Raw genomic sequence first — 12,710 nt, 5'->3', positions numbered from 1 at the left:
AAACATTTTTATACTTAAAACCTTCGGAAAGTTTCGTAGTTCTATTCTACCACAACATTCATTTGTTTTATTACTGCAGGTCACTTTCGTTATCATCTATCTTACTGAAAAATCGAATGGTTGCTCGTTTACTCAATTAACTTCCAGGGGTATAATATTCTAATCTCGTTGATTGTAGGGGAAGGCGGCGACTCCAGTGGGAAAATCTTGAGCTGAAGACCCTGGACTGAGCACAGCGAGGGAAGCGGCTGAAGCCAAGCCCGCGGAAAGCGACCGACTGAAGTGGAAATCAACCTTGTTCAGATTTCAAAACTTATTGTTTTATTTTAAATGGATTCAATGTAGATATTCATTTCAACCTAGCTATTTCTCCTTGTGTTAGCGAACGCCATTGACCAAGCGGTAATGTTCCTAACGATAATTCCTTGATTCTCACACGTTGCAACCGTGTGACCGTATATTGAAAGCGTCGGCACATGCGTCTAATTTGTCGATTCAACCCTTGTGATAACGTAATTTTAAAACAATAATCATCTAGTTGAACAACTCGGCAAGGCTTCGTTTGAACATTCCCCTTTTTTCTAGGATTGTAAATGTCAACGCCACTCGCCATATCTTCTATAAATTCAGGTGTTATTTTTTTATCGACCGTCACAATATAATCTTTTTCATGCTCATTTTCTTCCTTTAACAGCTCATTGACAATGCTGCCGTCATTCGTCAGTAAAATTAAGCCCTCAGATTGCTTATCGAGCCGCCCAACGGGAAAAATACGTTCCGGATAATTAACAAAATCAATAATATTCCCTTCAATTCCACTCGCCGCCGTACAAGTTACATCAGGTGGCTTATTGAGCATTAAATAAACATCATTTACTTTCGCTTTAATAAGCTGCCCATCCACTTCAACGCGATCTCCTTCACTCATCACATAACCAAGTTTAATTTGCTCTCCATTCACCGTCACTATCCCTTCCTTAATTAACTTATCCACCTTACGTCTCGAACAAAATCCTGAAGCACTAATAAATTGATTCAATCGCATAACTTTTCCTCCATTTATAGCTTACGTAACAAAACCACTATACCTTTACATAGGGCTTAGTGGTTTTGGTCGCTATATTCTTTTTTCTATTCGCAAAATCCAATTCGATAATAACGGAAAATACGTTTTGATATTCATTTGGATTTTAATCGCTACTTCTTCGTTATATGTACGGACAGTTAGATTCCTATCGTTTACCATCTACAATGCAAGAATCGTTTCTTCATCATCAAATAGCGTTATTTCCCGACAGCTTCGAATGACGCCTTTTGGTGAGCCAATATCTATGCCCTCCATATCATACAAATATTGTTTGGCCGCTTTCCAAGATGCCTCAAATGTGAATTCAAATCGTTGAATTAGCGCATCTCGTTCTACATCGTCCGGATGTTCAATCACAACAAGTTTCTGTAAGGAAGCTAATGCTTTTTTGGCAGATACTATTCGTTCTTGTAGTCTTTCCAAATGACTCCCTCCCTTTTGACATTTTGAATTAAAGCCGAACTTGCATCTGCAAGATTAACAATATCTACATTGTATGGAATAATGGATTCTTCAATCCGATCATGTAACTCCAACCACTTTGAAGGGGAAAGCTGATGACGGGATTCCACAGCTATATCAATATCCGAGCTTTGCTTTTCTTCATTTCTCGCCCATGAACCAAACAAGTATACTTTCACATCTTCATTGCACAAAGTTTGATCAATAATATTTTTTAACTCGCTCAAAATTTGCCCACGTAACTCCAGCCGAGTAGCCATTTCCCCCACCCCTTTCAATTATCATAGCATAGTTCCAATTTGGAACATCAAAAGTCATCAATCCAACGTATAATACCCCTTGCACCATAAAAAAATAAACGAAATGGCAAAAAGATTAACTCGGGAATCCAAAATACTATATCAAAAAGGAAATCAGCTTTTGAATAAGGCTCATTATTGTTCTTTCTTTTCTTCTTACGTCGCAATGTGAACAAAAGATCATCCACCTTTCATTTCGAATAAAAGCATTGCCGAGAAAATCATTTCAAAGTTAAGAGCTCAAACAATATGCAGGAATCCATCCTACCTCCCCATTATTTCTCTTAATAAGCGTATACCCTTCGCATGTGTCATCAACAATAAACACGCTCTCACCTTTTTCCACTGATAAAAAGGTTATACTTAGGTCATCTTTACAGTATGGCTGCCCATCTTCAACAAGTAGATATTCATTTTTAATCCATTGCTGAATACCGAGATTACTATTTTCGCAAAGTGTAAAAAACTCTCCCTGCTCTATTATTTTCATTTGGTAATTCGGATAAGTAACGGTTCCAATTCTTTCCGTTGGGTCCACGTGATCCTGTTGCACAATCATTTCATGCGTTAACTCATCAACATATGTATAAGAATAAGTGCCATTCTCAATAATTAGGGCATTTAGCTGACCATCTACTTTTATTTGGTTTCCGCCATCCAACGCAATCATATGTTTTTTTAGATCAATCAATGGATTATGTGAACTAATTTGTTTTGCTCTATAATTCACGACTGGCCAGTGTCCTACAATAACTGTTTTATTGGCCTGGTGCCCTTTTTCATAAAATGCAGATGCAGATAAAGCAAATTGTTCATCTGTCAGCTGCCAATCTTTAATATCTTCAATGCCCGCATGAATGATAATAAAATCATCCGTTTCAAATGCCGCCGGAAGTGCATCAAGCCAATCTAGTTCTTCCGAAAAATAGTGTTGGTAAAAATGGGCTAGCTCTTGTAGGTCAGCAAAGTCTTCCAATGATTTACCACATTTTGAAAGCATCTCGTTTAAAATAGAATCCTTTCGTCTATCCATATACGAAATAATTCCTTCATCTCCGTTGTATACATATCTAAATACAACATCACAATTTCCTTTTGTGATAAAGACATTCGTTGACTCTTCGGACATGTTGCGCACATAGTCAACCACCTCTAAACTTGCCGGTCCTTTCTCACACAAATCTCCATTAATGAACAGGTAGTCTTCGGATGTATACTGTAATTTGGTTAATAATTTCTTGAAAAGCTGTAGATTCGCGTGGATATCTGAAATTACAATCGAACGTTTTGTTTTATCTAACTGCAAATGTTTTACTTCAATCAAAAGATCATCTCCTGGCTAGTGCTGCAGATGCAAAATAGGAATAACCGCTACGAGATTGAATTCTCCTGCTCTCATAGCGGTTATTGGTATTGATTCAAAACCTATGCCTGGTGCTTTTCTAAAAACTCCAACATCAAACTATATACTTTAATTTCGTTGTCCTTTTTCGAGAAGCCATGTCCTTCATCCTCTAGAACAAGATACTCAATATTGCGACCCATTTCCTGTAATTTGGCAACAATTTGGTCTGATTCTTCTTTTACGACACGCGGATCTTTTGCTCCTTGGATGACGAGCATTGGCTTGATCATGCCATCTAAATACGTAACAGGTGAATCTTTGATAAAACGATCTTTATCGTGCTCAGGATCTCCAAGCCAGCGTTCCATGATTGGCTTCCAATGTGGAGGCACAGAATTGACGAATGTAAATAAATCAGATGGCCCGAAAATATCAACAACTGCTTTGAAAAAGTCCGGATGACGACCATGTAAGAGCAGTGCCATGTATCCGCCATAGCTACCACCGACAAGGAATAGCTTATCCCGATCCGTCAATCCATTGTCGAACAACCACTCAATTCCAGCAACACAGTCGAGCCGTGGTCCTTCACCCCAATCTTGTTCAACCAGTTTTGTGAACGCCGATCCGTAGCCTGTGCTCCCCCTGAAATTCGGCGCAAAAATCGTATAGCCTCGATTGATGAAACATTGAAACATCGAACGGAACATTTTTCGCTCCGCTGCCTGCGGTCCACCATGTGGCCAAAAAATCGTATAACCATTATCATTTTCAGGCTTCGCTTTGAATAATAAAGCCTCGATTTCCATTCCATCAAATGATGTATACGAAACAATATCTGGCTCCACCATATCTTCCTGGCCTAAACCTAAAACACGGTTATTCGTCAATTGCTTCCATTCTAGTCCATTTGCTGATTGATAGATATTATGCGGTATCGTCGCGCTTCGTCCTAAAATATAAAGCGTTCCTGATTTAGCCACATGGATTTGTTCAATAATATCAACAGGTAAGGAACATTTCTCTAATTTATCTTCAGAAATGACGTATCGATATAAGACATCCGTAACACCTTTGACAGTCGTTAAATATAATACATCATTTCCTTTATCCCAACTAATAGATTGAATGCCTTCACCTTCGATTGCTAACACTTTTGAAAACACTTTTGATGTCAAATCGAACTTGGCCAAATACAGATCGTCGCTATCGTAATCAGTCACAAAGTAAATGGTGTCATTATCTGTAAAGACTGGTTCATATGCAACATGAATCTTCTCTGGATCTGGTGTAAGGTTGAATGTTTCCTCTCCTACCTTCACAAAGCCAACGACATACGTATTCGCAAATGCTCGTAAATAGACAGATGCTTGTTCATTCTCGGATACTGCTGCTAGTTCAGTATGAGATACCTCTCCAACGTTTAACAACGTATCTCCTCCGTTTTCCAGTTCACGGACGTGCGTATTTAAAAAGGATGGGTTCTCTTCAGAAGTCACATAGTAAAGACGTTTGCCATCTTTACTTAAATGGCCGAAATAATACTTTTCAGATGCAACGCCTGTTATTAGTGGCTCTGGTAATCCACCTTCACTTGGAATCGCATAAATTTGATAATTCTCATCCCCATCTTTATCAAATCCCGCAAGTACATAGCGATTTTCCGGATCAAATTTGATAAAATTACAAGATTCATCCCGATGAGCAAATAAATACGGATACGTGTCAGGCAAATCCATCGCCCATAAATTCATTTTCCCATTCAAGTTGGCATTAAACACTAATCGCTTTTCATCACTACTCACCGCAAAGTTTGTAATCGTGTACGTACGGAAAAATTGTTCAACTGTTGGTTTTGGGAAATTAATCATTGTTTGCCCCCTAATTAATAATCAATGCTTTCATTTTATCCCATTAATACATGTTCTGTCTAATAAGATAGAATACTTGAAGTTTTCTACGATTTAAAAATCTTACAGTGTATAGACAGCCAAAAAATTTCGTTTCTCAAAGTACTTGTTTTCTAGCTATTCGAGACTATAATTCAATACAGAAGATAAAATTATAAAAAGTGTGGAGATCATATGCGGACTTATAATGAAAAAATCAGTATTTATCATGGAATGGCATCGACGATTGCATTAAACTTCTCAAATAACTTCTTTCCGATTTTTGCGATTACCATTTTAGGCGCGACAAATTACCAAGTTGGGCTTATCAGCTCCCTTCCCCCATTGATGGCATTGCTGATGACAATTCCAGCTGCTATTTTACTCAACCGGGCCCACGCACAGAAAAAGCTTGTCGCGATGTCAGTCTTACTTGCACGTTTAATGTTTTTATTCATCATTTTCCTTGTCTATTTACCATCTACAACACTTCAAGCATGGACATTTCTCATCGTGATTGCTGTTATGAGTATGCCGAATACTGTCGCCAACATCGGATGGCAAACACTGATTGGGGGCTTAGTTAGTGATTCAAGACGAGGAGCATTTTTTAGTGACCGTAACCGAATGCTCACGATAGTCGGCCTTATTTCAACGCTGTTGATCGGGATTATTATGAAAGATATGTCTGACAATGTCACGGCTTATCAAGTATTATTCGCCATCGCCTTTTGTTTTGGTTTAGTAGAAGTATTTTTATTGATGAAACATGAGGAGGAGCCCGTAAAACGGGATGGGCCAATCGAAAAAAAGAAAGCGATGGATTGGTCCATTTTTCAGAACTCCCGCTATGTATCCTTTTTAGTTGCTGCCCTATTTTTTAACTTTACGTGGCAAATGGCATGGGGGATTTTCAATATCTATCATGTTCGTATCGTAGGTGCAACGATTTTTTGGATTAGCATGTTTTCTGTCGGTAGTATGCTCATGCAAATTTTAACGTTTCCCCTTTGGAAGAAATGGGCAGAAAAAAGATCCAATATCCAAGTGTTCGTTTGGGCAGCTATTGGTATGGCAACGACTCCGTTTTTAACGATATTGTCTACAAACTTGTATTATCTAACACTTGTGCAAACAACATCAGGCTTTTTCTTATCAGGAACTATACTCATTTTGTTCAATTTACTGCTTGAACAATCACCAGAAGCATCAAGAACGTATTGCATCACGACCTATAATGTTTTGCTCGCGGTCATGGCCTTTATCGCACCGCAAATCGGGATTTGGTTACTGGAAATGTGGGGTGTTGAAATAGCAATGACCATCAATTCCGGGTTACGCTTTTTAAGCGCTGCTCTCTTCTTCATTGTGTATATTCGGTTTGCTCGGAATTCAAAGGCTTTAAATAAATAGATAAAAAAGCAAGGTCAATTTTTCGACTTTGCTCTTTTTATAATTATACTAGCTTACTCATTCCATAAGATAAGTAATTAGAACACCAAGAATGAGTCCAACTAAGATAGCTGCACCGTACAATAATGCTCGCTTCAATACTTCATCCTTTCTATTTTGATGTTTCTCTAGTTTATGGATGAAGTTAGAAACATATTCGCAGGCAAAAAAAGACGCATCAAGCTTCAGCAATAGGCTGTAACTTGATGCGTCTCATTTACTTATTCAGCTTTTTCCACTGTATGAATCGTCACACCATTTTTTAACGTATTGCCAATTGTACAGGCTCTTTCAACTGAAATGATTAATTTCTGCTTATATTCCTCAGTGAAATGTTCAGGAAATGCGATAGACACATCAAATTTTCCGAAGCGCGTTGTAATATTTTCCTCTTTAGAAGCCACTACCTCAATCGAAATATCCTGATCTTCCACTACAATATTGTCTCGCTCAAACATTTTTTGCAGCGAAATAGACACACATAACCCTAATGATGCTTCCAACAATTCTCGTGGAGATAGTCCATTTAAATTAGGTGCTAAGCTTCCTTCTAGCTGCAATCCAGCCTCGTTATAGATGCCATTTACGCCATTAATCTTATTGATAATTGTCAAAATAACTTCCTCCCATTATAATATACACCTTGATTTCGGAATGTATATTCAAAAAAATATTTTCATGCTGCGAAGAACTTGATTTATCAGCTTATTATCAGTGCTCGTTAGACATGCATAATTATTGATTCACAGGAACGAAGGATAACGGAGCAAGCCGTCAACTCTTTTGCGACTAATTCCAATCGTATTACTTCTTTAATTATCCTTAATTAATTTATCTTGAATTAAATATAAACATAACATCCATTCATTTAATCTGTCAATTCTTTAGTCCCTGTTAAATAATATCTAAGTAAAAACGGATACGGGTGCTTTCTATACCGTATGTCATGATGGTTATTAAGAAAACCGACCTTTTCTACTAGTTCCACCAATACTTCATTTCTTTAAATGTAACATCCCATAACTTTACATTCCCTTTAATTGTTATTGTAAGTTCATTTACCTCATCCATATAAGATTCGGAAGAGCCTTTATTAGAATGGGTTTCTACCTCTTTCCCATCAACAGAAATAATTATCATACCATCATAGTCACTAGCATTATCAGGAATCCCATAGTTTAAAGAAAGCACAATGTCTTTACCATCAAATGAATAGGTAAATACTTCCACGCCATCACCTTCGCTACCATACAAGTTTATTTTTGGTTCAATTTTTTCATGGTCAATTTCGAAACTTTGGAGATATTTATCCATCTGTACATTTCTGTTACTATCCAGTTCATTTAAAGCCATAATCGGCCCTTCTATTTTTGTGAAAGATTTGTTTAGCAATTCCGAGAAAACCATTACCCCTATTGAAAGGATAACAACGGACATGGCCGTGACAACAAGTTCTTTTCGAATTCCCTTGAAACGAAATCCAATTTTGTATGCACAAAATCCTACTGCTGCACCTAATGAATTCACTATTACATCATTTATATCAAAACTACCGAGAAAAGTTAGCATTTGCACGGTTTCTATTATCAGGATTGACAGGAGAAATAATGAGATAAACCTAAAAAAATTACAGCGATATAGCATAGGAATCAGTATACCAAAAGGTATAAATCCTGCAAAATTACCAAAGGTGAAAAATCGAAAATATTTCAAATCTGAAATGGCTGGAATATCTAAATAAATTATATTTGGAATTAAATTAAATCGATATTCGTGAATGCTTATTGCTGCACCAGGTCTACCAACACCAAAAAACAGAAAGTATAATATCAAAGCTGTATAAATTATTAATATGGTGAAAATTATCTTATGTTGTTTTGTTCTCATAATTTCTCCTGTCTTTATAAATAATATATAGCACTTATTAATATAGCATTCAGTATTGTGATTGCAAATATTAGAATAAAAAGACTATATAATTATGTTTTACTTTTTACAGTCTACTTACATTTAAGAAAGTACCTGGTGAAAAAGTGCGTACTTACAAAGAATAAATATTGCCGATATACTCAAAGAGCAAAACCACAACAATTAAGGAGGAAACACATTTATGAAAACACTTGTGATTGTAGCTCATCCCAATATAGAAACATCTGTAGTAAATAAACGGTGGATAGAAGAACTTAAACAATATCCAGAGAAATATACAGTGCATGAGTTGTATAAAGATTATCCAGATGGAAAGATAGATATTGAAAAAGAACAAAAATTAATTGAATCACATGGCAGTCTGGTTTTACAATTTCCTATCTATTGGTTTAACTGCCCTTCTGTTTTGAAAGAATGGCTGGATGAAGTTTTTACTTACGGCTGGGCGTTTGGTTCAAATGGTGGTGATCATTTGCAGAATCGTAAAGTGGCTTTAGCCGTTTCTGCTGGAGCAAAACAATCCGATTATAGTGAAAACGGGAAATATCGGCATACGTTGGAACAAATATTAATTCCGTTTGAAACAACACTATTTTATTGTGATGCTGATTATCGCTCAATCTATGCGTTTTATGGAAATGAGGGAGCTACTGAAGAGGATATCGAGCCAGAGAAAAATGAATTAACGAAAAGTGCAAGAGGGTTAGTAAAATTTATAGACAATTTATAGATGCTTAAAAAACCTATCGTATTATAATGGAAATAGTGAAGGGCTGTTACAAAAGGTCATAAAAATGACAGGTGGAACAGCCCTTTTTCTTACGTCTACATTAATAGCTCGGTCGGCAAACAATTTATTTAAGCCCAATAAGTGGTATAGACTGTGGCTATTGGCCCGACTACTACTTGCTAATGTTTGGATTTGAAAAAACTTATTTGACTAATTACCGATTACTTTCTCCCCATTGACACATCATATCCACTACTGGAATCAATGATCGACCACGCTCAGATAACGAATATTCAACTTTGGGAGGTATCTGTGGGAATTCCTCACGTATGACTAAGTCGTCAGCTTCCAATTCTTTTAACATAACGCTGAGTGTTTTAAAAGATATAGTATCTATATTTCGTTTTAACTCGTTGAACCTAATGACTTTATTTTCATATAGCCAATATAAAATGAGTATTTTATATTTACCCCCTATTAAGGACAACGTATAACCAAATCCAGTATTCGGTAAGTCAACACCCGACGGTAAACAAGTTTTGACCGTTTCACTTTGCATATAGTTACTCTCCCTCCTTTGATTGATTAGTAAAGATGACAAGCAACTTTATGCTTTGGATGAATTTCCTTGTACTTAGGAACAACCGTTTTACAAATATCCATCGCAAAAGGACATCTTGTGTGGAATGTACAGCCCGATGGAGGGTTTAATGGCGATGGAATTTCACCACGTAAGACAACTCGCTCCTTGATCTTCGTTCGATCCGTACTCGGTACTGCTGAAAACAGCGCCTGCGTATAAGGATGTAGTGGTGTGGCAAACAAGCTATCCGTGGGTGCCTCCTCCACAATATTACCTAAATACATGACGCCAATGCGATCAGAAATATGGCGTACAACACTAATATCATGAGTGATGAACAGATAAGTCAGCCCGAATTCTGCTTGCAATTGCTTTAACAAATTAATAATCTGCGATTGAATCGACACATCTAACGCCGAAACTGGCTCATCACAAATAATAATTTTCGGGTTAACAATTAGCGCACGTGCCAAACCTAATCGTTGCCGTTGACCGCCCGAAAACTCATGTGGAAAGCGGTAATAATGCTCCGGCTGTAGACCAACCTTCTGTAAAATATCAAATACATGCTGGCGTCTCTGCTGCTTATCGCCACCAATTCCGTGAATAATCATCGGCTCTTCTAACATTTGTCCAATTCGGATGCGTGGATTTAAAGAGGAATATGGATCTTGAAAAACCATCTGTAAATCCTTACGAATTCCCCGTAGTTCTTTTTTTGACAAACTAAATATATCCTGTCCTTGATACAATACTTGTCCATTCGTTGCCTCAGTTAAACCAAGAACTGTACGTCCTGTCGTACTTTTTCCACAACCAGATTCGCCAACAAGGCCATACGTTTCCCCTTCATACAATTGGAAGGATACATCATTGACAGCTTTAACATGGTTTTTCACGCCGCCTAAACGTCCCAACTGACTCATCACCGGAAAATACTTTTGGAGGTTGTGCACATCAAGTATTGGTTCTTTAGTTACTATTTCATTCTGACTCATGTGTCACGCCCTCCAACTGATTGATTTTTTCATAATGCCAACATCTCACTCTATGATCTCCCTGATGTATCCGCAATGCCGGTTCCTCTTCTCTACATAGATCATCGGCAAATGGACAACGTGCCGCAAAACGACAGCCTTTTGGCACATTATTCAACGAAGGAACGGTACCTTCGATGACATGCAATTCTTGTGAGCGATCGCCTTCCAATAGCGGAATGGATTGTATTAAACCTTTCGTATAAGGATGTAAAGGCTTCGTAAAAAGACTTTCCGTATCAATTTCCTCAACAATTTGCCCCAAGTACATCACCATTACTTTTGAACAAATTTCAGCCACTACACCTAAATCATGCGTGATGAATAGCACGCCCATACCGAGCTCTTGATTGAGATTTACGATTAAATCTAAAATTTGTGCCTGAATTGTTACATCTAAAGCTGTCGTTGGTTCATCAGCTATTAAAAGCTTTGGCTGGCAAGACAACGCCATTGCAATCATAACACGCTGCTGCATACCTCCTGATAATTGATGTGGATATTCATTAACACGTTGCTCGGGCGAGGGGATTCCCGTCAGCCGTAGCATATCAACTGCTTTGGCATAGGCCTCTTTTTTCGTTATTTTTTGGTGCAATAAAATCGATTCTCTTATTTGGTCACCAATTGTATACACAGGATTTAATGAACTAAGTGGATCTTGAAAAATCATTGAAATATCATTCCCCCGTACCTTTCGCATACTGGATCTTGATAATTTCAATAAATCCTTCCCTTCAAAAAGAACTTCCCCTTCATATTCCACTGTATTTCTTTCATCAAATAAGCGCATAATCGATTGGGACATCACACTTTTCCCACAGCCAGATTCGCCAACGACACCGATAATTTCACCCGCATTGACACGGAAGCTAATGTCATCGACAGCCGTTACTTGTCCCCTATCTGTGTAAAAATGCGTCCTTATATTTTTCACTTCCAAAAGGGGCTCTTTCTCCATGGATGTACGTACCTCCCTCTATCAAATAATCCTTATTTTTTATTTTTCTTAGACGTATGTGGGTCGATGAAATCGCGTAAACCGTCCCCTAACAGATTCAGTCCTAAGACAGATAGCACAATAATAGCCGCTGGGAATACAACCATCCACCACGCTTTAAAAATTACCAATTTACCAGCGAAGAGAATATTTCCCCAGCTCGGCTCTGGAGCCGGGATTCCCGCGCCTAAGAAGCTTAGCGCCGCCTCAGAAATAATGGCTTCCGCAAAAACAAAAGTAGCTTGGACAACGAGCGGTGAAATCGTATTCGGTGCAATATGTCGCCAAATGATACGCATCGTACTCGCACCTTGCGCATGCATGGCCTCAATATATGTTTGCTCTCGAATAATCAATGCCGAAGACCGCACAATGCGCGCAATATTCGGCGTAAAAACAATTGAAAGCGCGATAATGACATTTGTAGAAGACGGACCAAGTGCCGCCATCAAGGCAATCGCCAATAAAATACCAGGGATTGACATGAGACCATCACAAATCCGCATCAAAATATGATCTAGCAAGCGATAATAACTTGCATATAAGCCAATGATTAAACCAGCAGCGGAGGAAATAACCGTTACTGCAAGCCCTACCCCCATAGACACCTTGGCACCGTAGACAATTCGCGTCAAGAGATCTCGCCCAAATTCATCAGTCCCTAGCCAATGCACTGCGCTTGGCGCTTGTAAACGTTCCGTGACTTTCATTTCATAGGGGTCAAAAGCCATTAAATAAGGGCCGATAAGCGACATAAATGCAAATACAATAAAAATAATGCCCCCGAAAACCATTAATTTATTCGTCAACAGTCGCCTCATCATTAATTGGCGCTGTTGTTTTTTTAATCTTAATGCCACTTGCTGAATATCAGCAGCTTTGTTTGCAGCAGACATA

Annotated in this window: 13 protein-coding genes; 2 read left to right on the top strand and 11 right to left on the bottom strand. The window is 38.0% G+C overall.

Translation table 11 applies throughout. The features are described from left to right. Window positions 1-349 precede the first annotated feature (349 nt). From MKZ10_RS09640 to MKZ10_RS09620, 5 genes are all read right to left on the bottom strand, one after another. Complete coding sequence (locus tag MKZ10_RS09640; RefSeq protein WP_342504756.1) at window positions 350-1,045, bottom strand: pseudouridine synthase; 696 nt, start codon at window positions 1,043-1,045, stop codon at window positions 350-352. Between the two features lie 201 nt (window positions 1,046-1,246). Further along, window positions 1,247-1,510 carry a nucleotidyltransferase substrate binding protein gene (locus tag MKZ10_RS09635; protein WP_342504755.1) on the bottom strand — a complete coding sequence of 88 codons (264 nt, stop codon included), beginning with the start codon at window positions 1,508-1,510 and terminating at the stop codon, window positions 1,247-1,249. Further along, window positions 1,486-1,809: a nucleotidyltransferase domain-containing protein gene (locus MKZ10_RS09630; protein WP_342504754.1), complete on the bottom strand. Its 324-nt coding sequence runs from the start codon at window positions 1,807-1,809 to the stop codon at window positions 1,486-1,488. The genes MKZ10_RS09635 and MKZ10_RS09630 overlap by 25 nt, the downstream gene beginning before the upstream one ends. 271 nt (window positions 1,810-2,080) lie before the next feature. Further along, complete coding sequence (locus MKZ10_RS09625) at window positions 2,081-3,172, bottom strand: metallophosphoesterase (RefSeq protein WP_342504753.1); 1,092 nt, start codon at window positions 3,170-3,172, stop codon at window positions 2,081-2,083. A gap of 101 nt (window positions 3,173-3,273) precedes the next feature. Next, the gene (locus tag MKZ10_RS09620) at window positions 3,274-5,064 is read right to left on the bottom strand and encodes a S9 family peptidase (RefSeq protein ID WP_342504752.1); all 1,791 of its coding nucleotides are present in this window, start codon (window positions 5,062-5,064) and stop codon (window positions 3,274-3,276) included. 213 nt (window positions 5,065-5,277) lie between these two features. Between MKZ10_RS09620 and MKZ10_RS09615 the strand changes: the two genes are divergently transcribed. After that, window positions 5,278-6,495: an MFS transporter gene (locus tag MKZ10_RS09615; protein ID WP_342504751.1), complete on the top strand. Its 1,218-nt coding sequence runs from the start codon at window positions 5,278-5,280 to the stop codon at window positions 6,493-6,495. A gap of 260 nt (window positions 6,496-6,755) precedes the next feature. On the opposite strand, the gene MKZ10_RS09610 is transcribed toward MKZ10_RS09615, so the two are convergent. Together MKZ10_RS09610 and MKZ10_RS09605 are read right to left on the bottom strand one after the other, a co-directional pair. Continuing rightward, window positions 6,756-7,148 carry an OsmC family protein gene (locus MKZ10_RS09610; RefSeq protein ID WP_342504750.1) on the bottom strand — a complete coding sequence of 131 codons (393 nt, stop codon included), beginning with the start codon at window positions 7,146-7,148 and terminating at the stop codon, window positions 6,756-6,758. 364 nt (window positions 7,149-7,512) lie between these two features. Next, complete coding sequence (locus MKZ10_RS09605; protein ID WP_342504749.1) at window positions 7,513-8,421, bottom strand: VanZ family protein; 909 nt, start codon at window positions 8,419-8,421, stop codon at window positions 7,513-7,515. 223 nt (window positions 8,422-8,644) lie between these two features. Between MKZ10_RS09605 and MKZ10_RS09600 the strand changes: the two genes are divergently transcribed. Continuing rightward, window positions 8,645-9,193, top strand: a complete 549-nt coding sequence (locus MKZ10_RS09600) for an NAD(P)H-dependent oxidoreductase (protein WP_342504748.1) — start codon at window positions 8,645-8,647, stop codon at window positions 9,191-9,193. A gap of 214 nt (window positions 9,194-9,407) precedes the next feature. Here MKZ10_RS09600 and MKZ10_RS09595 read toward each other — a convergent pair whose 3' ends face one another. From MKZ10_RS09595 to MKZ10_RS09580, 4 genes are read right to left on the bottom strand one after another with little or no spacing between them, the layout of a single operon-like run. Continuing rightward, window positions 9,408-9,752 (bottom strand): helix-turn-helix domain-containing protein, encoded by a 345-nt coding sequence (locus tag MKZ10_RS09595; RefSeq protein WP_342504747.1) that lies wholly within the window; start codon window positions 9,750-9,752, stop codon window positions 9,408-9,410. 26 nt (window positions 9,753-9,778) lie between these two features. Continuing rightward, entirely contained in the window at window positions 9,779-10,774 is a 996-nt protein-coding gene (locus MKZ10_RS09590; RefSeq protein WP_342504746.1) for a dipeptide ABC transporter ATP-binding protein, read from the bottom strand. Next, the gene (locus tag MKZ10_RS09585) at window positions 10,761-11,774 is read right to left on the bottom strand and encodes an ABC transporter ATP-binding protein (protein WP_342504745.1); all 1,014 of its coding nucleotides are present in this window, start codon (window positions 11,772-11,774) and stop codon (window positions 10,761-10,763) included. Before MKZ10_RS09585 ends, MKZ10_RS09590 begins: the two co-directional genes overlap by 14 nt. 32 nt (window positions 11,775-11,806) lie before the next feature. After that, window positions 11,807-12,709 (bottom strand): ABC transporter permease, encoded by a 903-nt coding sequence (locus tag MKZ10_RS09580; protein WP_342504744.1) that lies wholly within the window; start codon window positions 12,707-12,709, stop codon window positions 11,807-11,809. Between the last annotated feature and the right edge of the window lies 1 nt (window position 12,710).

The sequence above is a fragment of the Sporosarcina sp. FSL K6-2383 genome, assembly GCF_038618305.1.
In the GTDB taxonomy this organism is placed as follows: Bacteria; Bacillota; Bacilli; order Bacillales_A; family Planococcaceae; genus Sporosarcina.
Note: the sequence above shows the minus strand (reverse complement) of the source record. Positions and strands in the feature narration are given on the sequence as shown.

Bases quoted from the DNA above. Each gene is read 5' to 3' on its own strand.
- MKZ10_RS09605 (WP_342504749.1), bottom strand. From the start codon at position 8,421: ATGAGAACAAAACAACATAAGATAATTTTCACCATATTAATAATTTAT.
- MKZ10_RS09620 (WP_342504752.1), bottom strand. From the start codon at position 5,064: ATGATTAATTTCCCAAAACCAACAGTTGAACAATTTTTCCGTACGTAC.
- MKZ10_RS09580 (WP_342504744.1), bottom strand. From the start codon at position 12,709: ATGTCTGCTGCAAACAAAGCTGCTGATATTCAGCAAGTGGCATTAAGA.
- MKZ10_RS09615 (WP_342504751.1), top strand. From the start codon at position 5,278: ATGCGGACTTATAATGAAAAAATCAGTATTTATCATGGAATGGCATCG.
- MKZ10_RS09630 (WP_342504754.1), bottom strand. From the start codon at position 1,809: ATGGCTACTCGGCTGGAGTTACGTGGGCAAATTTTGAGCGAGTTAAAA.
- MKZ10_RS09595 (WP_342504747.1), bottom strand. From the start codon at position 9,752: ATGCAAAGTGAAACGGTCAAAACTTGTTTACCGTCGGGTGTTGACTTA.
- MKZ10_RS09585 (WP_342504745.1), bottom strand. From the start codon at position 11,774: ATGGAGAAAGAGCCCCTTTTGGAAGTGAAAAATATAAGGACGCATTTT.
- MKZ10_RS09640 (WP_342504756.1), bottom strand. From the start codon at position 1,045: ATGCGATTGAATCAATTTATTAGTGCTTCAGGATTTTGTTCGAGACGT.
- MKZ10_RS09600 (WP_342504748.1), top strand. From the start codon at position 8,645: ATGAAAACACTTGTGATTGTAGCTCATCCCAATATAGAAACATCTGTA.
- MKZ10_RS09590 (WP_342504746.1), bottom strand. From the start codon at position 10,774: ATGAGTCAGAATGAAATAGTAACTAAAGAACCAATACTTGATGTGCAC.